Source organism: Tenacibaculum ovolyticum DSM 18103, from assembly GCF_000430545.1.
Lineage (GTDB): Bacteria > Bacteroidota > Bacteroidia > Flavobacteriales > Flavobacteriaceae > Polaribacter > Polaribacter ovolyticus.
Genome location: NZ_KE387163.1, coordinates 942,615 through 963,685, shown reverse-complemented (window position 1 = coordinate 963,685; position 21,071 = coordinate 942,615). Strand labels below are relative to the sequence as shown.

Annotated in this window: 21 protein-coding genes; 6 read left to right on the top strand and 15 right to left on the bottom strand. The window is 29.5% G+C overall.

Annotation, left to right across the window (positions count from 1 at the left end; translation table 11 throughout):
* Positions 1-9 precede the first annotated feature (9 nt).
* From H518_RS0114425 to H518_RS0114415, 3 genes are all read right to left on the bottom strand, one after another.
* Positions 10-561 (bottom strand): hypothetical protein, encoded by a 552-nt coding sequence (locus tag H518_RS0114425; protein WP_028889723.1) that lies wholly within the window; start codon positions 559-561, stop codon positions 10-12.
* Positions 540-1,637 (bottom strand): hypothetical protein, encoded by a 1,098-nt coding sequence (locus H518_RS0114420; protein WP_028889722.1) that lies wholly within the window; start codon positions 1,635-1,637, stop codon positions 540-542. The genes H518_RS0114425 and H518_RS0114420 overlap by 22 nt, the downstream gene beginning before the upstream one ends.
* Before the next feature lie 661 nt (positions 1,638-2,298).
* Entirely contained in the window at positions 2,299-3,147 is an 849-nt protein-coding gene (locus tag H518_RS0114415) for a hypothetical protein (protein WP_240472523.1), read from the bottom strand.
* A gap of 156 nt (positions 3,148-3,303) precedes the next feature.
* Here H518_RS0114415 and H518_RS0114410 point away from each other — a divergent pair, with 156 nt between their 5' ends.
* The 5 genes from H518_RS0114410 to H518_RS0114390 all read left to right on the top strand — a co-directional run bounded on the left by H518_RS0114410 (position 3,304) and on the right by H518_RS0114390 (position 7,645).
* Positions 3,304-4,455 (top strand): class I SAM-dependent methyltransferase, encoded by a 1,152-nt coding sequence (locus H518_RS0114410; RefSeq protein WP_028889720.1) that lies wholly within the window; start codon positions 3,304-3,306, stop codon positions 4,453-4,455.
* A gap of 74 nt (positions 4,456-4,529) precedes the next feature.
* Entirely contained in the window at positions 4,530-5,102 is a 573-nt protein-coding gene (locus tag H518_RS0114405) for a Crp/Fnr family transcriptional regulator (RefSeq protein ID WP_028889719.1), read from the top strand.
* A gap of 4 nt (positions 5,103-5,106) precedes the next feature.
* Positions 5,107-5,763, top strand: a complete 657-nt coding sequence (locus H518_RS0114400; RefSeq protein ID WP_028889718.1) for an NAD(P)H-binding protein — start codon at positions 5,107-5,109, stop codon at positions 5,761-5,763.
* A 72-nt stretch (positions 5,764-5,835) separates the two neighbouring features.
* Positions 5,836-6,615 (top strand): type 1 glutamine amidotransferase domain-containing protein, encoded by a 780-nt coding sequence (locus H518_RS0114395; protein ID WP_028889717.1) that lies wholly within the window; start codon positions 5,836-5,838, stop codon positions 6,613-6,615.
* Positions 6,616-6,721: 106 nt separating this feature from the next.
* Positions 6,722-7,645, top strand: coding sequence for an EamA family transporter (locus H518_RS0114390; RefSeq protein WP_028889716.1), 924 nt, complete (start codon positions 6,722-6,724; stop codon positions 7,643-7,645).
* Here H518_RS0114390 and H518_RS0114385 read toward each other — a convergent pair.
* The 11 genes from H518_RS0114385 to H518_RS0114335 all read right to left on the bottom strand — a co-directional run bounded on the left by H518_RS0114385 (position 7,620) and on the right by H518_RS0114335 (position 17,677).
* Complete coding sequence (locus tag H518_RS0114385; RefSeq protein WP_028889715.1) at positions 7,620-8,435, bottom strand: DUF1853 family protein; 816 nt, start codon at positions 8,433-8,435, stop codon at positions 7,620-7,622. The genes H518_RS0114390 and H518_RS0114385 overlap by 26 nt on opposite strands.
* A gap of 10 nt (positions 8,436-8,445) precedes the next feature.
* The gene (locus H518_RS0114380; protein ID WP_028889714.1) at positions 8,446-8,949 is read right to left on the bottom strand and encodes an OmpH family outer membrane protein; all 504 of its coding nucleotides are present in this window, start codon (positions 8,947-8,949) and stop codon (positions 8,446-8,448) included.
* 132 nt (positions 8,950-9,081) lie between these two features.
* The gene (gene miaA / locus H518_RS0114375; protein ID WP_028889713.1) at positions 9,082-9,984 is read right to left on the bottom strand and encodes a tRNA (adenosine(37)-N6)-dimethylallyltransferase MiaA; all 903 of its coding nucleotides are present in this window, start codon (positions 9,982-9,984) and stop codon (positions 9,082-9,084) included.
* On the bottom strand, positions 9,985-10,803 hold the full coding sequence (locus H518_RS0114370; protein WP_028889712.1) for an ion transporter: 819 nt from the start codon (positions 10,801-10,803) through the stop codon (positions 9,985-9,987).
* 24 nt (positions 10,804-10,827) lie between these two features.
* Positions 10,828-11,925: an exonuclease domain-containing protein gene (locus tag H518_RS0114365; protein ID WP_028889711.1), complete on the bottom strand. Its 1,098-nt coding sequence runs from the start codon at positions 11,923-11,925 to the stop codon at positions 10,828-10,830.
* A 29-nt stretch (positions 11,926-11,954) separates the two neighbouring features.
* Positions 11,955-12,623, bottom strand: a complete 669-nt coding sequence (locus H518_RS0114360; RefSeq protein ID WP_043706964.1) for a YggS family pyridoxal phosphate-dependent enzyme — start codon at positions 12,621-12,623, stop codon at positions 11,955-11,957.
* 12 nt (positions 12,624-12,635) lie between these two features.
* Positions 12,636-13,199 carry an outer membrane beta-barrel protein gene (locus H518_RS20595; RefSeq protein WP_028889709.1) on the bottom strand — a complete coding sequence of 188 codons (564 nt, stop codon included), beginning with the start codon at positions 13,197-13,199 and terminating at the stop codon, positions 12,636-12,638.
* 4 nt (positions 13,200-13,203) lie between these two features.
* Complete coding sequence (locus H518_RS0114350; RefSeq protein ID WP_028889708.1) at positions 13,204-14,442, bottom strand: DUF1015 domain-containing protein; 1,239 nt, start codon at positions 14,440-14,442, stop codon at positions 13,204-13,206.
* A 10-nt stretch (positions 14,443-14,452) separates the two neighbouring features.
* Positions 14,453-15,409, bottom strand: a complete 957-nt coding sequence (locus H518_RS0114345) for an NAD(P)-dependent oxidoreductase (RefSeq protein ID WP_028889707.1) — start codon at positions 15,407-15,409, stop codon at positions 14,453-14,455.
* 87 nt (positions 15,410-15,496) lie between these two features.
* Positions 15,497-16,561: a 3-phosphoserine/phosphohydroxythreonine transaminase gene (gene serC, locus H518_RS0114340; protein WP_028889706.1), complete on the bottom strand. Its 1,065-nt coding sequence runs from the start codon at positions 16,559-16,561 to the stop codon at positions 15,497-15,499.
* A 54-nt stretch (positions 16,562-16,615) separates the two neighbouring features.
* On the bottom strand, positions 16,616-17,677 hold the full coding sequence (locus H518_RS0114335) for an acyl-CoA reductase (protein ID WP_028889705.1): 1,062 nt from the start codon (positions 17,675-17,677) through the stop codon (positions 16,616-16,618).
* A 71-nt stretch (positions 17,678-17,748) separates the two neighbouring features.
* On the opposite strand from H518_RS0114335, the gene H518_RS0114330 reads away from it, so the two are divergent.
* Positions 17,749-18,099 carry a 4Fe-4S dicluster domain-containing protein gene (locus H518_RS0114330; protein WP_028889704.1) on the top strand — a complete coding sequence of 117 codons (351 nt, stop codon included), beginning with the start codon at positions 17,749-17,751 and terminating at the stop codon, positions 18,097-18,099.
* Between the two features lie 136 nt (positions 18,100-18,235).
* On the opposite strand, the gene H518_RS0114325 is transcribed toward H518_RS0114330, so the two are convergent.
* Complete coding sequence (locus H518_RS0114325; protein ID WP_028889703.1) at positions 18,236-20,998, bottom strand: TonB-dependent receptor; 2,763 nt, start codon at positions 20,996-20,998, stop codon at positions 18,236-18,238.
* Positions 20,999-21,071 lie beyond the last annotated feature (73 nt).

The window sequence follows — 21,071 nt, the reverse complement described above, 5'->3', positions numbered from 1 at the left end:
GCAAAACGTTTACCAATCAGTCGTTTGTTTTAAACCTTCTATTTTCTCACCGATATAAATTATACAATTCTCTTTATTTGGTTTTGGAAATCCAGTTTTTTCAAATGAATTTTCAATAGAGTTAAAGAAAATAAAAACACTATCTTTTTTTATATACCCATAACTTTTAGAATAATATCCAACATTACCTCTCGAACCTCCTAGGTTAACATTAAAGGTTTCAATTTCAATTTTGTTGTCATTTAATTTAAAATAGCCAATTTCTCCATATTTATTAAAATTGTTAATAGTTGTTAGTTTTAATTTTTCATTATTTAACTCATTTCTCCCTTCAAAGAAACGTCCATCAGAGAAAAAACGGAGATATGATACTCTATTTTCACTTTTATTTATATATACATAACTTGTATTAACTAAGTCCTTTTTTTTAAGTTTATAAGGAGTCTCTGCTAACTTAAATTTTGATTTTTTAGGTCGATAACCTCCGTTATGATTCACATAATAATTTTTACAACTACATAGTAAAATGGTTGATATAACTAAAACTTTTTTCCACCCCATCCTTCTATGTTTTTATACTCATATTCAAATTTAAAATCTTTTATAGTTTTATGTATAAAGTTTTGTAACCAAGCATCACCAACTAGATCAATGGTTGCATTGTAACCGTTTTGTTGATTAAAACGAATGTAAGTAGAGGCTTTATTAAGTCTTTTTTGATAATCTGTTTGTTTATGAAATTTACCTCTTGTTAATTTTATTAAATCATCTTCTAATTTATCTAATTCTATTTTTTTTATAGGTTTAGTTTTGTTAGAGTTTTTAATGCTTTCTATTTTTTTAAGAATATCTATTCTTTTATTTTCTTGTTCAATACCTTTTTTTAAATAATCCCCTGAAAAATCTTGAAAACCAACTTCAATTAGAGGAGTAACAATTGTTAAACCGCCAGTCCATCCCATATCGGTTCCACCACCAAAATAAGCACGTTTTGTATCGTTATTTGAACTCACATTTACATTTCCTAGGCGAAAACCAATCATTCCTTCCCGTTGTAATTTATCTAAAGAAAATTGATTGTCGTGTAAGGCAGAATTCCAAGTAAATAATTGACCATATCTAAATGAATTTTCAAAATTATTTAACATAGGAATCGGAGAATTGTAATTTAAGCTGTACGATTGTAAAGGTGTACCATGTCCGCCACCAACAATAACATTTGCAGCAGCAGTTACATCTACTACCAAATTACTTTTATCTACGCCAACGCCTAAGCCGCTATTATATGCCGATACATGAAAAGAGGTGTTTGCAGCAAAATTACCATATCGTTGGCCATAACCTATGTTTAAATTAGCTTTAAACCGTACTTTATAAGCCAATTGAATTTGGAGACCAAAAGTAACTTTAAATCCACTTCCTGGCGGATCTATATTACCACAACAGCCGTTTTTGTCTTTCGTTATAAAACTTTGACTGTAGCCTCGCATACTTTGCTCTACTCTTCGTTTTAAATCTGTTTCAGCCCAAAATTTGGCATCGCCAACACAGTGCTTAAAGTCGAATATACTCGATGTTATAGCAGCTTCTAAGTCAGTTTCTATTCCTTGAAAATTAAAAAGGGAATGGTTTGTCATAGTCTTTTTTTTTATGTTTTGTAAGGGTAACTCGTATAAACGGTCGTTTTAATGCCATTTATAGAGTGTTGTAGCTATTTTTTTAAATTATCATTTAACTAAAATATATTATAGTTGAAATAAAAAATATGCAATTAAAATCTTTTCTTTTACACCGATAAAAATACTTATTTCAATAATATAAAGCAAAACATTATTATTATATTATTGATGTGATATCTTGTGTAATAAGATGTTATGCGTTATTAATAGTATTATCTTCCAAGTACCATTTATGACTGTCACATTTGACATCATCTATATCACATCTACTACTTGCTTCTAGAAAAAACACTGTATGCTTTCTAATTATTTTGGACACCTGTTATAATTTCTACTTATAAAGATCAAAGAGAACTATACGGCATCTTTGTACATTTTTAAGTTTAGTGTTTCTAGAACTGTACACGCTTGTACAGTTTGTGAATTTTATTTTTTAGGATTGTACACGGCTGTACAATCCTGTTTTTTTTATTTTTAAAATTGTACGAGCGTGTACAATCCTAGAATTTATTTTTTTTTATATTGTACAAAATAAAAGCCCTAAAAAGGGCTTGTTTTATGGCTGTTTTTTATAAAGTTATAGGCTTGTACAATAGTTACCATTGTTGGCGGTAGCATTTTAATTTGTTACTAATAAATTCTTTGCTCCATTAAGCCCACATTTTTGATATTCATGGTAAGCTTTTGCAGCTCTTAGTCTAATTTTATCATTTGTCTCATCTTTAAGATACCCAGTTATAGCATCGTGTATAGTGTAAGCTTCAGGTGCCATAAGTCCAGTTGTCCATACCAATGGATTAACTTTTGAACCTTTTAAATGAGGTTTAAAATAACTTTTACTGTAACAAGCAAGAATAATAACATCTCTTATTTGATTATCTGTATTTATAAACTTTTCTTGAATATTAAAATCCATAAGTCCATCGTGACCAATATATGCTATGAGCTTTGAGTTACCTTTTATTCCAATGGTTTTACTATCAATTTTAACTGTATCCTTTATGATTCCCGCACTACTTCTAAGAAAATTTTTCGTTGCATTTTTTATGTATCTTCCATTATAAGCATCAGCAACAATATAATAATTCTGACTATTATGTTTAAAAATTAATCGTTCTAAAATAAGTGAGTCAATTTTTTCTTGTTTTATTAATTGCCATTCAGAACTTCTTTTAAAGTAAGTTTTTATTCCATAAGCTGCACCCCAATATAGATTGTTTTTTGGATCTTGTCCATTTCCTATACTTTTCGGAACAGGAACTATCCCTTGATATTTATTATCACAAAGAGCAACAATGATATGGATAGTTTTTGTTTTTAAGTCAAGTTGGGTGTTTAACGCCTTTAAATTATCAGTTGGTATTTTCTTAGTTTCAATTTCAGTTTCATTATTTTTTACTTTATTCGGCTGTCCTCTACATGAGGTTAAAAAGCATAATATTGATATAAAAAATATAATCGTTTTCATTATGTTATTGCTATTTTTTTAAAGAATATGAATCAGTTTTAATGATTTACATTCAGCGTTAGCGAAGTTCGTGCTTTTTTAGGTCTAAAATCAAGAGGAGGAAAACTAATTTTTAATTATGGTGTTTTTAAAAACAATCTTATTTATTTTTGCAGTATGAATGAATTCCAGCAATTAAGAGATACACTAAATAAAAGTGTTTTAGATAACAATTTTGTAAAAATGACTTTAAGTAAGCCTATTAAAAAGAGTGATGGTTTACCAAATATATATATTCGTTTAGTAGCAATAAAAGGAGCAGAAATGTTTCAGTTTACCTATCATTATACAACAAACGATAAAGTTAAAAATTATACAATAACTGAGGCTTTATCTGAATTAGAAATTTTATTGATGGATAATTTTAGGGCAGCAACTTTGTTTACGTTATCTAAAGACTTGTTGGTTTTTATATCAAAAAAGAAAAAAGTTTCTTACCGAGAAAATGCTGCAAGTTTTAAAAATAAATTACCTGTAACACACGATAAACCAAAAGAGCGTTTAGCAGAAGCAGGTAGTTATTTACATCACTTAGGAATTACTGATAAAGCAGGAAAGGTTATTCATAAAATGGCCGATAAGTACCGCCAAATTAATAAGTATTTAGAAATTATTGAAGGTTTGTTAAAATCTACAAAATTACCAAAGCATATTAATATTGTTGATATGGGCTCAGGTAAAGGATATTTAACATTTGCTTTGTATGATTATTTGGTAAATACTAAAAAATACAACGCTACAGTTACAGGTATCGAGTTACGAGAAGAGTTGGTGAATTACTGTAACGACATCGCAGAGAAATCTGATTTTAAAAACTTATCATTTGTAGCACAGCGAATTCAAGAATACGATAATAATAAAATAGACATTTTAATTGCTTTGCATGCTTGTGATACCGCTACTGATGATGCAATTTATAAAGGATTGTCAGCAAAATCAGAATTAATAATTTGTGCACCGTGTTGTCACAAACAAATTCGTCAGCAAGTAAAAGGGAAAGAGCAAGAAAGTCCACTTTTAAAATACGGAATTTTTAAAGAACGTCAGTTCGAAATGGTAACAGATACCATTAGAGCTTTAATTTTAGAAAAGAATAATTACAATACGAAGGTATTTGAATTTATAAGCAACGAACATACTCGTAAAAACGTAATGTTGGTAGGAAGTAAATCTTCAAAAAAGAATGATATTTCTAAAATAGATGGTAGAATAGCAACCTTAAAAGAGGCATATTTAATTGAAAACCATTATCTAGAAACGCTAGTGTAACATTATAATATATTCATTAATAAATAATAAAAATCACCAATATTGGTGATTTTTTTAGTTTAATTTTACAAATAATGGAAAATGAATTATCAATAGTTTTTAAAGGCTTAGAAATTTCTAACGAAGAAATAAACAGTATTCAAGTAGGTTTTACGAAAGTAATTTTTAAAAAAGGAGACATTGTTTTAAGAAATAATGAAGATGTAAAATATCAATATTATGTTTTAAGTGGTTGTTTACGTGCATTTTTTATTGATGAAAAAGGTAAAGAACATACCGTGCAATTTGCTGTTAATGATTGGTGGATTAGTGATTATATAGGCTACTTTTCTGAAACAAAATCGGTGTTAACAATTGAATGTATAGAAGAGGCTGTTTTACTACGAGTATCAAAGAAGAGTATAGAAGATACTTACAATCAAATACCTAAAATAGAGCGTTTTTTTAGAAAGAAGATGGAACGTTCTTTTGTAAGTTTTCAAAAGAGAATTCTAGCAAACTTATCTCAATCAGCAAAAGAACGATATCAGAATTTTATAAAAACGTATCCAAACATAGAACAACATGTAAAAAATTATCATATTGCTTCTTTCTTAGGAATTACAACAGAAAGTTTAAGTAGAATACGAAAAGAAATAGCAAAATAACTTTATGAAAACGGCAATTGTATTAGGAGCAACAGGTTTAACAGGAAGTTTGTTGTTAAATAAGTTGTTAAAAGACGATAATTATAAAACGATTAAAGTTTTTACGAGAAGATCAACTGGTAATAAATCACCAAAAATTAAAGAATTTATAGTTGATTTACTTCTTTTAGATCAGTTTACAACCGATTTTATAGCAGATGAAGTATTTTGTTGTATTGGCACAACGGCGAAAAAAACGAAAGATAAAGCTATTTATAAATTGATAGATTATGGTATTCCGGTTACTGCCGCAAAATTAGCAAAAGCGAACGGAATAGAAATTTTTACTGTTGTTTCGGCTATGGGAGCAAACTTAAAAAGTAATGTGTTTTATAATAAGACGAAAGGAGAAATGGAAGCGTCTGTTTTAGAGCAAAAAATAAAACACACTTTCATTTTACGTCCGTCTTTAATAAAAGGAAATAGACAAGAAAGCAGGTTAGGAGAAGATATTGGTAATTTTATAGCCAATTTTATAAATCCGTTTTTAATTGGAGGTTTCAAAAAATATAGAAGTATAAAAGGGGAAACAATAGCTACAGCTATGATAAACATAGTGAAGTTAAAACCAGCAGAGTCTATAATTCTTTCTAATAAAATTATAGAATTTTCAGAGTTATAAATTTCTTACCATACATCAATTTTTACATTTAATGCTTGTAGTAATTTTGTTATAAATTATAAACATCATAAAATGAAAAAAATTATAACGGCAATTTTTGCAATTACTTTACTTGCATCTTGTGGAAATAAAAAAGAAGTTAAAAAGGTTGGTAACACTATAGAAAAAGCAACCAAAATAAAAAAAGTTTTATTCGTATTAACTTCTCATGAAGATTTAGGTGATACAGGGCATAAAACAGGTTTTTGGATAGAAGAATTTGCAGCACCATATTACTCTTTAAAGGATAAAGGTGTAGAAATTACATTAGCATCTCCAAAAGGAGGACAGCCACCAATTGATCCTAACAGTGCTGCTGAAAATGCAGCGACTGAAGCTACAAAACGTTTTGAGAATGATAAAGAAACGCAAGCTATTTTAGCTAAAACATTAAAATTAGCAGAGGTAAACGAAGCGGATTACGATGCTGTTTTTTATCCAGGCGGTCATGGTCCTTTATGGGATTTATCAGAAGATAAAAACTCTATTGCTTTAATTGAGTCTTTTTACAAGAGCAATAAGCCAGTGGCAGCAGTTTGTCATGCTCCAGCGATATTTAAAAATACAAAAATTGATGGAAAACCATTAGTAAGCGGTAAAAAAGTAACAGGATTTACAAATTCTGAAGAAGCTGTAGTAAAGTTAACTGAAGTAGTTCCTTTTTTAGTAGAAGATATGCTAAAGGCTAACGGAGGTGTTTATACTAAAGGATTAGATTGGCAACCTCATGCGGTTGAAGATGGTAATTTAATTACTGGTCAAAACCCTGCATCATCTGAATTAGTAGCAGAAAAATTATTTGCTAAATTGTAGAAATATTGTTTTTAATATATGAGTCATCTAATATTATTTAGGTGACTCTTTTTTGTGCTTAAAACTAAAACATTATTGTACTTTTATCGAAGAAATAAATAGGAACATGAAAAATTCAAAATTATTAATTGTAGCAGCGTTTTTATCTATATATGTTATATGGGGATCTACTTATTTGTTTAATAAAATAGCTGTAACAGAGATTCCGCCATTATATTTAGGAGGGATACGTTTTTTTACAGCAGGAACTTTAATTATGATCATTGCAAAATCAATGAAAATAAGTATAAAATTAACGAAGCGTCAATTTGTAAACTCGGTAATAGCTGCTTTTTTGTTTTTAGTATATGGAAACGGCGTTTTTGTATGGGCACTTAAATATGTAGATAGTGGTTTTGCAGCTTTGTTAGCAGCAACACAACCACTTTTTGTACTGTTTCTTTTACGTTTACTAGATGGACAAAGAATGCAAAGAAAATCTATTGTAGGAGTTTTATTTGGAATTTTCGGAATGTATTTATTGGTGAGTCAAAAAGAAATATCAACTTCAGAAGGAAGTGTTTTAGGAATTTTTATGATTCTTTCTTGTGTCTTAAGCTGGAGTTACGGTACTGTTTTTGTATCGAAAGCCGATTTACCAAAAAATTATTTAGTTAGTACAGGTTATCAAATGTTAATAGCAGGTTTTTTACTAGGAGTGTCAAGTTTAATATTTAAAGAAACATGGATTTCTCCACTAAACTGGACTTTAAAAACTCAAGGGTCATTATTATTTTTAATTATTTTTGGAGGAATCATAGCCTTCACATCATTCAATTATTTATTAAAAGTAGTGTCGCCAGAAAAAGTAGCAACATCTGCTTATGTAAACCCAGTAATCGCTTTAATACTGGGGTGGAAATTTTTAAATGAAGAATTAACAACGCAATCTGTAGTAGCGTCTATTGTTTTATTAACAGGTGTTTATTTTATAACATCAAGAAAAAGGATATCAAAAAATAAGGTTACCACCAAACCACAAAAAATTTAATAAGTTCACCGTTCGATTTTTTTAACCAACAGAGTGGGGCTTTTTCATCATCTAAGTAAATTTTAAGTTTAGGAATAAAATCAGAGAAACTTAGCCAATTAATATTTGTGTGAGGTTGTATTAACCAATTATGTTTGTTTGGAATGTGAAATTTACATTTATTATATTCATTGAGCTCTTTTAGATTGATGTAAAAACCAGTAATACATTCATTATTAATCAACGAAAGTTTATTGCCATATTCTTTTAAAGGAACAAATAATTGTGCTTTAAAAAATAGTTGTTGACTTATTTCTGTTGGAGTTAATTTTAAGCTATCTAGGTAGGTTAAACATTCATTAGAGTAGAGTAGTGGAAGTTGTTTTTCTTTTAGTTTCGTTATTTTTTGGAGTAGACTATCACGCCTATTAGGGCCAATCCAGTGTTCAATTTCCGAATTACCAACAGTATTATCGTACAAATAAAATTTATAAACAATTTCTAAATGAATTGGTTTTCTATTTTTAAATAAAATACAATCTAACTCACCTAATGTTCTTTTTTCTTTTTGAATTTGAATATTCTCTACAATAATTTTAATTGACGGGTCTTGTTCTAACTCATAAGAAACAAAGCGTTCAACAAGTTTACCTAAACGAAGCTTCTCTGGTGTTTTATTTGTGTAAGAAGATGTTTTAGATATGCTATTGTTAAATTGTAATAAATCAAAAACACCTTTTCCATTCCATAGAAAAGGTGTTTGTAAATATCCTTCGTATTGTAATTGTAACTCTTTTGATTTTTTATCCATTAAAGTATTACTATTCTTTAATACCTAACTTAGCTAAAACTAATTTAGTAATATCAAAGTTTTCATCGATATACCCAAACTGGTTTCCATTGGTAGTTAAAACTTGTGTATATCCATTAGCTTTGGCAACTTCGGCTATAACTTCACTTAATTTTTTATATAAAGGACGCATATTATCATCTTTTTGAAGTTGCATCATAGTACTACCATTTTTACGAAATTTGGCCATCTCTTGTTCTAAAAGAGTAATTTCTTGTATTTTAGTTTTTTTATCAGCATCTGATATTGTTTTTTCTACCGTTTTGTATGCTTTAATTTTTGCTTGATAATTTTTTGCTTTTATTTGAAAAGATGAATCTAATTTTTTAGCATATTTATCAAGTCTACTCATAACGTTTTTCATTTGAGGCATTTTACCAATAATCAAATCAGTATCTACTGTACCTAGTTTTGTTTGAGCAAACGATATTGTTGTTAATAGAATTGCTATTAAAAGTGTGATTTTTGATTTCATGTTTATAATTTAGTTAAAAAAGTACAGTATAATTTAAGAACTCAAATATAGGGGATTATCTTAGTTTTTTACAAACTTAATGAGTGCAGGCAAATATAGAAAACGGAAAAAAAATGAACTCTTTAAAAAGCGTTAAAATTTGTTTTCTATAGATTTAATAATGTGTTCAGTTTGTTCTTTAAAATCAAACCAAAGAATGTCTTTATCTTTTCGAAACCAAGTACCTTGTCGTTTAGCAAAACGTCGGGTATTTTTTTTAATTTCATCAATCGCAAATTCTTTTGTGAAATTACCATCAATATATTCGAATAATTCTCGGTAACCAACTGTTTTTAAAGCGTTCAGGTTTTTGTGAGAATAAATATTTTTAACCTCTTCTAATAAACCATTTTCCATCATAATATCTACACGACGGTTAATGCGGTCGTACATAATCTCTCTATCAGCAGTCAATCCAACTTTAATCGATTTAAAATTACGAGGTGCTTTTGGTTTATTTTTAAAAGAAGCATACGTTTTTCCGCTACCAATACAAATTTCTAAGGCACGAAGTATTCGATGAGGATTATCAATAGTTATCGAATTGTAGGTTTCAATATCTAATTCTTTTAGTTTTTCTTGAAGAGGCGCTATTCCTTTTTCTTCAAGCTCTTTGGTAAGCGTGGCTCTTATTTCTGGATCTACTTCAGGAAAATAATCTAAGCCTTTTAAAACAGCGTCAACATATAAACCACTACCACCAACCATAATTTGAATAGGGTTTTTGGCAAATAATTCATCTAATTTGGCTAAGGTATCTCTTTCGAATTGACCAACGGAATAGTCTTCTAAAATACTTCTATTTTGAATAAAATGATGTGTAGCTGCGGCTAGCTCTTCAGTATCGGGAATAGCAGTTCCTATGCTCATTTCCTTATAAAATTGACGAGAATCACATGAGATTATATCACAACCAAAATGTTGAGCAAGTTTAATACTAAGTGCTGTTTTTCCTATGGCCGTTGCTCCAACAATGGTAATTAATGTGTTTTTCATTTAATCGTGTAGTTTATTACCGCAGTGATTACAATAAATAGCATCATCATCATGTCCTTCATAAGAACAATTAGGACAAGATTGCGTGTTTAAATTAAGGTCATTTACTTTTACCATTTCTGAACTAACAATACCAGTAGGAACAGCAATAATACCATACCCTAAAATCATAATAATACTAGCTATAAATTGACCAAATGGTGTATGTGGTGCAATATCACCATAACCAACAGTTGTTAGTGTTACAATTGCCCAGTAAACGCTTCTAGGAATACTTGTAAAACCATTTTCTCCTCCTTCAATTAAGTACATTATAGTGCCTAATATGATGCATAAAATTAAGACAAAGAATAAAAAGACCGCAATTTTGGCTTTACTAGCTTTTAAGGCTTTCATAAAATTGTTAGATTCTCCTACAAAACGAGCTAGTTTTAAAATTCTAAAAACACGTAATAAACGTAAAGCTCTTAAGGCAACTAAACTGTGCGTTCCTGTAAAGAAAATAGCTAAATATTTTGGCAAGGTTGATAATAAATCGATAATACCATAAAAGCTAAAAATATACTTAGTAGGTTTTTTAATTGAAATGATACGAACAATATATTCTACTGTAAATAGCAGGGTAATTACCCATTCAGATATGTTTAAAATAGTACCGTATTGTGAGTTGATACTGTTAACACTTTCGAGCATTACTAATACGATACTCGCTATTATTGCAATTAATAAAATAATATCAAATAACTTACCTGCAGGTGTATCTGCTTCATAAATTACTTCATGAAGTTTTTCTTTCCAATTTTTAGTGTTTTTTTTCAAGTAAAGAAAGTTATTTAGATACTGTTATAAATCATTTTCAATTTGCAAGCGTACAATTTTTCCTACTTTATTTTTAAGTAAGTAATTTTTAATTATTGTCTTTGCTAAATCAGCATTTTCAATAGGAGTTAACATCGATTTTAAGATATTTAACTGGTTTTCTTGAAAAGCAAAGTTGGTATAAGCATATCCTAAAACGCTGTTTTTTTCGATTAAAATAACAGCATGTTCTTCAGGTGTTCTTCCTTTGTCTATAATTAATAAATTATCATGATTAAAATTCTTATCAGAAATTTTTCGTTTACGAATAACATTAAATTTAGGTCTTAATTTCGTAAGTTCTAAATGATATTTTAATCTAGTAAAAAGAGGGTTTCCTGTTTCTTCGTAGGTAACTTCATTAACTCTTTTTATTATTTTTAAAGCTTTAGGAGTACTTTTTAAAAACAGCTTATTTACTTCGTGTTTTATGTTTTTACCTCTACCTACATATATAATAGTACCATGTTCACTGTGTACATAAAAGAGTCCTTGCTTTTCGGGTAATTTGTCTAATATTTTTGTAAAACGTTGCTTTTGTTGCCTACCGTCTGAATACTTTATAGATTGCTGAACAATGCTTTTGTCAACGTCTTTTTCTAAGAGTAATTTAAATAATTGCACAGTTGCCAAGGCATCTCCATTTGCTCTATGCCTATCTGACATTGGAATTCCAATAAATCTACATAGTTTACCTAAACTGTGTGAAGGAGCTTCGGGAATTAGTTTTTTACTAAGTGCTACGGTACAAAGGGTGTTTCTTTGAAAGTCAAATCCTAAACGGTTATATTCTGTACGTAAAATTCGATAATCGAAACTAGCATTGTGAGCTATGATAATACAGCCTTTAGTAATTTCAATAATTCGTTTTGCAACTTCATGAAATTTAGGTGCGTTTCGAAGCATTTTACTATTAATACCTGTTAGTTTAACAACAAATTCTTGAATTTCTCTCTCTGGGTTTACTAAACTAATAAATTGGTCAACAATTTGATGACCATCAAACTTATGAATAGCAATTTCTGTAATTCCTTCTTCATTAAATTTACCTCCTGTTGTTTCAATATCTAAAACTGCGTACAATTATTTTTTTTTAGCTGATTAATGTAAATCTAAACAATATAATTTCGAACTCCAAAAATAGCACTACCAATTCTTACCATATTACTACCATTTTTTATAGCTAATTGATAATCACCACTCATTCCCATTGAAAGAATAGATAAATTTGAGTTTTTTTCTTGGTTTTTACTAAAAAAGTTAGCTAAAGAGACAAATTCTTCTTGTAACTGTTCTTGATTGTCAGTAAATGTAGCCATTCCCATAAAACCTACAACTTTTATGTGTTGTAATTCAGCAAATTCTTCAGATGAAATAATTTCATCAATATCTAAAAAAGATAATCCGAATTTAGTTTCTTCTTTGGCAATACGAGCTTGTAATAAACAATTGATTACTCGATCGTGTTTTTTTGCTTGTTTGTTAATCTCTTTAAGTGTTTTAAAACTATCTACACCATGAATTAAATCAACAAAGTGAGCCATGTATTTTACTTTATTACGTTGTAAATGCCCAATCATATGCCATTTGATATCTTTTGGCAGCGCATCAAACTTTGTAACCATTTCCTGAATTTTGTTTTCTCCAAATACGCGTTGTCCTGCATCGTATGCTTCTTGAATATCAACAATAGGTTTTGTTTTAGAAACCGCAACCAATGTTACGTTTTCTGGTAAATTCAATTTTATTGTATCTATATTTTCTTTAATTCCTGTAGTCATATATGATTTTTTTTAAAGTATATAATATCCAATACTAAATTGAATTAAGGTATTAGTTCCTTTAAGTAAACTTCCATCGAAATTTGGTTTATCAATAGCTTTGGTTAATCCTTGATAAAGATTAAGCTCTAAAAAGAAATCTTTTATTTTTTGTCCAAACCCTAAATTTAATCCAAAATCGAAAGTTTCACCTATCGAAGGAGAATTTCGTTCTTCTGAAATTAAGAGTCCTACTTGAGGTCCAACTAGAATATATGTTGATTCATAAAATTTAAAATTTAATGGAATATTCAAATAATTAGATTTATAAAGAATATGCTCAACACCTTTAAATTCATTACCACGATTTCCTTGTTGGGAAAAGACTAGTTTAGGTCTAAATTTTATTTTTTCAGATAATTTAAATTCATAAAAACCACCTAAATGAAATCCCATTTTAGTTGTAATGGAGATTTGACCTAAAAAACCTTCAGAAATAGAAGAATTATTTAAACCAATTAAAACTCCCATTTTTTTTTGAGAATAGGTTAATAAAGGTATTAAGATTAATAAAGTAATAAAAATATTTCTTTTCATTTAATTATAATTCATAAATAGTTAAAGCACTTCTTAACTTAGGTTCTATATATGTTGTTTTTGGAGGCATTAACATATCTGCATCAACAATTTCTTTCAGTTCATTTATTGTTGTTGGTAGCATTCCAAAGGAAACTTTAAAATCTCCACTATCAACTTTTGTTTTTAATTCTAAACTGTCAGATTTGTCTTGTGAGTATAGTATTTTAGAAGCATTTCTTATATCTTTAAGACCAAGAATTGGTTTTAAGATTGTTTGATATAAAATTTGAGCATCTAGTTTACTTAAAGCATCTGTAAATTCATAGGCTGATTTACGTAAATGTAATGCGTAAAACTCACCATTTAAATACATGGTAAATTGATGTTTCTCTTTAGGTCTGTATAATTCTTGTCCTCTATTTTCTATTCTAAAAAAAGCATCTAATTCAATTAAAAACTCCTCAGGAGTTAGTCCGTTCAAATCTTTTATAAAACGATTAAATTCATAAATACTTAGTTGACTTTCGGGTAATAAATAACTCATAAAAAAGTTGTAATTTTCATTACCTGTGTGTTTTGAGTTCTCTTTAGCTAAGTTTTTAGCTAATAAACATGATGAGGTAGAACGATGGTGACCATCGGCAATATATAAAGTGTTTATTTTAGCAAAAGCACTTGTTATTCGTTCAATATCATTCTTATCATCAACAAGCCAAAGTAAATGAGCATCTTTATCAGTAGTTGAAAATTCATATTCAGCTCTATTAGCGCGATATTTTTCTATAACAGAATTAATACTATCATTATCAGGATAGGTAAGGAGCACAGGCTCTGCATTAAATCCTGTGTTTTTCAAATAGGTCTCAAATAATAATTCCCTTTTTTTAAGTGTACCTTCGTGCTTTTTAATATTGTTGTTATGGTAATCTTCTACTGAAGTAGCTGCAATAATTCCACAAAAAGAATTCGTTGGTGTTGTTTTTTGATAAATATAAAAACCAGGTGTTTTATCTTTTGTGAAAATACCATCTTCTTTAAATTCTAAATAACGATTGTGTACCAGTTTAAAACGTTGATCTCCTGTAATGTCTTGTTTATGATATTTATAACCAGGGTTTATAACATGTAAAAATGTATATGGATTAAATGCTAATTTAGCATTTAACATTTCTGGGGAATAAATTTCATATGATTTAGACGAAACCATGGCTACTTTATCTCTAGTAGCTCTTACTGCTTTAAAGGGTTTTACAATAGCCATTAAAATGTATTTATATATGTAAAGATTCTATGATTTTGTTAGCTAATTCTACACCTGTTTTATGCTGAGATTCAATTGTATTTGCAGCTATATTTGGGCTTAAAGATAGTTCAGGATTCATTAATAATTGAATTTCAGGTTTTGGCTGATTTTCAAAAGTATCTAAAGCAGCATATTGTACTTTACCACTTTCTATAGCTTTTATTAAAGCAATTTCATCTACTAATCCACTTTGTGCAACATTAATAAAGCCAACACCGTCTTTCATTTTTTCAAACTCTTTAACGCCAATTAAATGATTTTCTTGGGCTTCTAAATGTAAGCTTATAAAATGTGCTTCTTTTAGAAGGTCATCTGAACTGATTAAATCGATTTCAAAATCAAGTATTTGTCCGTTATAAAATTCAACCGGAATTGTTATTGTATTTTCATAATTAACGTCATAACCAACAACCTTCATTCCTAAGCCTAATGCTAATTTAGCAACTTGTTGTCCTGAGCTACTCATTCCAATAATACCTAATGTTTTTCCTCGTAATTCAGTACCGTTAGAGAATTGCTTTTTAAGGTTATTAAAATTCATATCACCTTCTAAAGGCATTTCGCGGTTTGCTTGATGTAAAAAACGAGCCATACCTAATAAATGTGCAAAAACTAATTCTGCAACAGCATTGGCACTAGCATCAGAAATATTTATTACTTGTACACCACATTCTTGGGCATAGGTAACATCTATATTGTCATTGTTACTACTTGCGTTAGCGATTAATTTTAAACTTGGGCAATTATCTATTAATTCTGAATGAATTTCTGTATTATTTTTAATAACGATGGCGTTAATTCCTTCATCATTAATAAAATTATCTAATTGTTCTTGAGCAACTTTGGTAATTACTACCTCAAATCCTGCATTTTCTAAAGTAGATTTTCCACTTTCTGATATTCCGTCGTTTGCTAATATTCTCATTTCTATTTTATAATGTTATTCCGAATTATAAAATGATATGGAAATCTCTAAAAAACTGATTCCCTCATTTTGTTCAGAATGACGTTTTTATGCTTTTCTTTCTAGTTCTTGCATTACATCTACTAGGGCTTGCACACTGTATAAAGGTAATGCATTGTACATGCTTGCTCTATATCCACCAACACTTCTATGACCAGCTAAACCATTAATATTGGCTTCTTTCCACATTGTGTCAAATTTTTCTTTTAAATTAGTATTCGTTAAGTTAAACGTAGCATTCATATGGCTTCGGTCTTCTTTAACGGCAATTCCTTTAAAAAGAGGGTTTCTATCTATTTCATTATATAAAAGTGAAGATTTTTGTTCGTTTACATTTTCTATAAAATCAATTCCACCTAAATCTTTTAACCATTCTAATGTTAACATTGAAGTATAAACAGCAAAAACAGGTGGTGTATTAAACATACTATCTTTATCTATAAAAGATTGGTAGTTTAACATTGAAGGGATAACACGTTCTACTTTTCCTAAAATATCGTTTTTAATAACGACTAGCGTAGTACCTGCAGGGCCCATATTTTTTTGTGCCCCTGCATAGATTAAATCAAATTTTGAGAAATCTAGCTGACGTGAAAAAATATCAGAACTCATATCACATATTAATGGAATATCAACTTGTGGGAAAGTTTTCATTTGTGTTCCGTAAATAGTATTATTACTTGTGCAATGAAAATAGTCTACATCATTAGGTACTTGATATCCTTTAGGGATATAATTAAAATTATCATCTTTTGATGAGGCTACCTCAACAAGTTCTCCGAATAATTTGGCTTCTGTAATTGCTTTAGAACTCCAAGTACCTGTGTTTAAATATGCTGCTTTTTTATTTAATAAATTATAGGCAGTCATTAAAAACTGAGCGCTAGCTCCACCTTGTAAAAATAAGGCAGTATAGCCTTTATTTTCTAAACCTAATAACTCTAACGCTAAACTTCTTGCATTTTCAATTACATCAACAAAAGGTTTACTACGGTGTGATATTTCAATTAAAGAAAGATCATCGTTATTAAAGTTTATAACGGCTTCAGAAGCTTTTTTTAAAACTTCTTCGGGTAAAATACAAGGACCTGCGCTAAAGTTGTGCTTTTTCATTAGTAAGTGATATTTCGTTAGAACAAAGGTGCAAAATTTATAGGGAGTTCATCTTTAAATTTTTGATAAAAAAGCTAAAGTATTCACACCATCTGCATAATCCCATAATTTAGGGTGTTGAGTTTGACCGAAAGCTATTTCGTTTTCAATAAAATCACGTGCAACAACACATTGTATTTTTTCTCTGTCTTCCCAAAGTTTTATTTTTAAATCATCAGTATTATCGTAATATTCATAAAAAACAGAGGCGATAGGTGAACTATAGCTTTCATCTTCTTTAATCATTAAGAATCCGTTTTCTAAAATATCAAATTCACTCATTAAATACACGGTTTTATTATAATCGTAATTATTCGCGTATTTGGCGTTGTTAATAATTTCATGTTGATTATACATTCCTTTAAAAAATGCGTCGAAATCATAGTTTTTAGGAACATATAATTTAGAAACAGAACGACAACCTAATCCAAAATAACGAAATATATCGTTACTTAAGTTTTCAAAATCTTCTTTAGTTTCATTTCCTGTTAAAACAGCTACAGAATTTCTACTTTTTCTAATAATACTAGGTTTGTTTTTAAAGTAATATTCAAAATAACGAGCTGTATTATTACTTCCTGTAGCAATTACGGCATCAAAACCTTCTATTTTCTCTTCAGTAAAAACAATATTTCCTTTTAATTTAGGTTCAACATACTCTAAATATTTTGCCAAAAAAGGTAATAAGTGTTTATCGTTTGATGATTGTTTTACTAAAACTGTATGTCCTGAAATTAAAACCGATAAAAAATCATGAAAACCAACAAGAGGTATGTTTCCAGCCATAATTATAGCAACTTTTTTCGAGTTGTTATTACCTAGGCTTTCATTAGAAATCCATTGTTGAATGTTTTCTTTTGTTAATGCTTCAGACCAGCTTTGCATGGCAAACATTAAATTTTGTTTAGTAAACCATTTATTATTCTCTTCAGAAATTTTTAATTGATGTTTAAACCCATCAAAAAACAAATCATTAAATTGAATATTGTCTTTTTGAATTGTATTTGCTTCAGTGAATTGACTTAAAAACTTCCCTAATTCTATAAAAGCTGAAATTCTATTTTGGATTGTATCCATTTATTTTGTTTCTAAATTAATTTGGAACTATTTTTGCATTTGCAAAGTTACAAAACTGAAACAGATTAATTATGGCTATTATAATAACTGATGAATGTATAAATTGTGGGGCGTGTGAACCAGAATGTCCGAATACAGCAATATATGAAGGAGCAGATGATTGGAAGTATGAAGATGGAACCGATTTAAAAGGAGATATTGTTTTGCCTAATGGTGAAAAAGCAAATGCAGAGGATGTTCAAGAGCCTATCTCTGATGAAATATATTATATTGTAGCAGATAAATGTACAGAATGTAAAGGTTTTCATGAAGAGCCTCAATGTGCAGCAGTATGTCCTGTTGATTGTTGTGTTCCTGATGATGATGTTGTAGAAACTGAAGAAGAGTTACTTGCTAAGCAACGTTTTATGCATAACGAATAAGGTATATTATTTTCTTAAAATAAATGTTAACAACCGAGCTTTAGCTCGGTTTTTTTGTTTAATTTTTCTATAAAAAAAGACCGAAACGTATACGTTTCGGTCAATTTTCAAATAAAAATAAACGAGAGTTTATAATTTAGAATTGGTAATTAACAGACAAATTAAACATTGTACCTAATTGACTAAAATGATATCCATCATATGTCATTTGAGAATAACGTTGATTGAATGTAATTAAGTTAGATTGGTTTTTAACCTGTGCAGGATCTGCTAATATTGCAGAACCAGCTGCATTTTCTGCTTTAAAAGACCATTCTGGTAATACATTAAGTAAGTTATTTACGTTTAAAGCAATTGTCCAGTGACTATCTACGTTAAAGTTTATTCCTAAATCTGTAACAATTTTAGGTGTAAATTCTGTTCTTAAGTTAGAATCCATTCCTTGTTGTTTAAATGTAGTTTTACCAAAATAAGTATTATTTAAAGAGACTCCGAATTTACCAATATCGTAAGTTGTTCCTAAAATCCATTTTGTTTTTGGCCTAGAAGTAAAAAATAAAGCTTCTTGAGTAGCGTTAACAACAGATTGGTTTGTTTGGGTTGCAAAAGAAGGGTTTTTAACAGCACCAACACGTTCGTTAGCAATTGTGTAATTCCCAGATAAATTAAATCCTAACTTACCATTTCCTATTTCTATACCTTTATAACTAGAAACAAAATCTATACCTGAAGTTTTAGTATCTAATGCATTTATAAAGAAACTTACATCAGATAATCCACTAAATACAGGTGTAGAAGGTGGTGTTAATTCTGTACTTAATACAATTCTATCATCAACTCTAATATCATAATAATCTATAGTAAAAGAGAAGTTGTTAAAAGGTTTAGCTCCAAAACCTACAGTAAAGTTGGTAGATTCTTCAGCTGTTAAATCAGGAAGACCTAATAAACCTTTTTGAGAAGATACATTACTCACTAAACCACCAACTTGGATTCCTTGTCCAGGAACAAAGCTGTATTGTGCTTTTTGTGTGTAAATCTGATGTAATGTAGGCGCTCTAAACCCTGTAGATACAGAAGCTCTTAAAGTATATTTATCATCAGCAAATTTATAACGAGAACTTACTTTCCATACGAAAGTACTACCGAAGTCTGAATAGTTTTCTGCTCTTACGGTTCCACTAACAAGAAAATCTTTATTAACATCCCAATCTAAACTAAAATAACCACCTAAATTATAACGGCTAAATTTTCCAGAATTATCAGGGCTATTACCCGCAAATGAATCTGCACCACCACCATCATAAGAACCTAGCTCACCTTCAATAACTTCAAATTCTTCAGATCTAAATTCTGTACCAAAAGCAATACTTACTTTGTCTGAAAGTATTCTAGAGATGTCTATATTCCCTACATTATGAGAAAAAGCTGTTCCTCCTGGATCGAAAGATGTTTTACTATTTTCTCTATATAATTGAGAACCTTGTGTTAATTCTCCAGCGTCTACAGTTCCGTTGTTATTTGCATCAATCCAAGTAGATGGAGAGTATACGAAGTTTCTGTTATGTGAATTACTTACTCTATAAGTTTGAGAATTACCTCCTGTGGTAAAACTTACATCAAAATTCCAACCATTTTTCTTAGTCTTAAAACCAATAGTCGCATTGTAATCGTTTAAATCTCCTTCAAAAGTTGGTACATATCCATCATATCCACCAGCATTAGTTGGGTGACCTCCAGGAAAAAAATCTGCTAAATATGGGAAGTCAGAAACCGTTCTCCAATATGGAGTTCTGTAATTTGCATAAGAGTTTACTTTTTTAAATACGTAAGCAGCATTACCATAAATTTCTGTATTGTCGCTAATATTATAACCAGCATTAATTGAGAATTTAGAAGCAGCTATTTCAGGAGAACCATTAATATTACCAGCGTCTGGACGTCTTGAAAGAAATTCTTGAACATCAGAAAGCGATGCTCCAAAATCAGCAGCTTCACCCGCTGCATCTACGGTACCTGGTCTGTTAGATAAAGCTGTTTTAGAAATATCGGCAGTATAATTAACAAATCCTTTATCATCACCAATAGTTGATCCATTATTAATGGCTACCCCAAGCATTTCTCCATCTCCTTCACTAGTAATTCCAGATCTAAAAGTTGCAGAACCGTTTTTATAATCATCTTTTAAGATTATATTCATAACACCAGCAATAGCATCAGAACCATATTGAGCAGAAGCTCCATCTCTAAGAATTTGTACAGATTTAATAGCATCAGTTGGTATACCCGAAATATCAGCACCTGTTTCTCCACGACCAGGAGAAGTTTGTGTATATAATAATGCACTTAAGTTTTTACGTTTACCGTTAACTAATATTAACGTTCTACTAGGTCCCATGTTTCTAATTTCATATGGGTCTAATAAAGAAGTAGCATCATTAACAGGTGTTTGTACTGTGTTAAATGATGGTATTTTGTATTGTAAAGCTTTATCAAAGCTAGCTTGTCCTGTAGATTGTAAGTCTTTAGAAGACACTACATCTATAGGTAAAGCACTTGTAGTACTACTTCTAGCAGGAGTCCTTGAACCTGTTATAACAACTTCATCTAATTGTAAACCTTCTTTTAAGGTAATTGTGAATTTTGTTTTTCCGTTTACAGCTACTTCTTGAGTTTCAAAACCAGAAAAACTGATTATTAAAGTTGCTCCTTCTTTAACAGTCAACTTAAACGCTCCATTAAAATCAGAATTTGCTCCGTTAGAAGTTCCTTTTTCGATAATATTGGCACCAGGTAAAGGTTGATTATTACTGTCTACAATAGTACCAGAAATTTGTGATTGTGACCACGTAGCACTAGTGCATAATATTGCAATGAGTAAAAGTTTAAGTTTTTTCATGAAAAGTTATTTAATTAATAATTATTTCGTCAATAATTTACAGTTAGTTTAGTTATGTATATTATCGGTTATA

Excerpts from the sequence above, each read along its gene's own strand:
- H518_RS0114425 (WP_028889723.1), bottom strand. The coding sequence starts at position 561 with ATGGGGTGGAAAAAAGTTTTAGTTATATCAACCATTTTACTATGTAGT.
- H518_RS0114420 (WP_028889722.1), bottom strand. The coding sequence starts at position 1,637 with ATGACAAACCATTCCCTTTTTAATTTTCAAGGAATAGAAACTGACTTA.
- H518_RS0114415 (WP_240472523.1), bottom strand. The coding sequence starts at position 3,147 with ATGAAAACGATTATATTTTTTATATCAATATTATGCTTTTTAACCTCA.
- H518_RS0114410 (WP_028889720.1), top strand. The coding sequence starts at position 3,304 with ATGAATGAATTCCAGCAATTAAGAGATACACTAAATAAAAGTGTTTTA.
- H518_RS0114405 (WP_028889719.1), top strand. The coding sequence starts at position 4,530 with ATGGAAAATGAATTATCAATAGTTTTTAAAGGCTTAGAAATTTCTAAC.
- H518_RS0114400 (WP_028889718.1), top strand. The coding sequence starts at position 5,107 with ATGAAAACGGCAATTGTATTAGGAGCAACAGGTTTAACAGGAAGTTTG.
- H518_RS0114395 (WP_028889717.1), top strand. The coding sequence starts at position 5,836 with ATGAAAAAAATTATAACGGCAATTTTTGCAATTACTTTACTTGCATCT.
- H518_RS0114390 (WP_028889716.1), top strand. The coding sequence starts at position 6,722 with ATGAAAAATTCAAAATTATTAATTGTAGCAGCGTTTTTATCTATATAT.
- H518_RS0114385 (WP_028889715.1), bottom strand. The coding sequence starts at position 8,435 with ATGGATAAAAAATCAAAAGAGTTACAATTACAATACGAAGGATATTTA.
- H518_RS0114380 (WP_028889714.1), bottom strand. The coding sequence starts at position 8,949 with ATGAAATCAAAAATCACACTTTTAATAGCAATTCTATTAACAACAATA.
- miaA (WP_028889713.1), bottom strand. The coding sequence starts at position 9,984 with ATGAAAAACACATTAATTACCATTGTTGGAGCAACGGCCATAGGAAAA.
- H518_RS0114360 (WP_043706964.1), bottom strand. The coding sequence starts at position 12,623 with ATGACTACAGGAATTAAAGAAAATATAGATACAATAAAATTGAATTTA.
- H518_RS20595 (WP_028889709.1), bottom strand. The coding sequence starts at position 13,199 with ATGAAAAGAAATATTTTTATTACTTTATTAATCTTAATACCTTTATTA.
- H518_RS0114350 (WP_028889708.1), bottom strand. The coding sequence starts at position 14,442 with ATGGCTATTGTAAAACCCTTTAAAGCAGTAAGAGCTACTAGAGATAAA.
- H518_RS0114345 (WP_028889707.1), bottom strand. The coding sequence starts at position 15,409 with ATGAGAATATTAGCAAACGACGGAATATCAGAAAGTGGAAAATCTACT.
- serC (WP_028889706.1), bottom strand. The coding sequence starts at position 16,561 with ATGAAAAAGCACAACTTTAGCGCAGGTCCTTGTATTTTACCCGAAGAA.
- H518_RS0114335 (WP_028889705.1), bottom strand. The coding sequence starts at position 17,677 with ATGGATACAATCCAAAATAGAATTTCAGCTTTTATAGAATTAGGGAAG.
- H518_RS0114330 (WP_028889704.1), top strand. The coding sequence starts at position 17,749 with ATGGCTATTATAATAACTGATGAATGTATAAATTGTGGGGCGTGTGAA.
- H518_RS0114325 (WP_028889703.1), bottom strand. The coding sequence starts at position 20,998 with ATGAAAAAACTTAAACTTTTACTCATTGCAATATTATGCACTAGTGCT.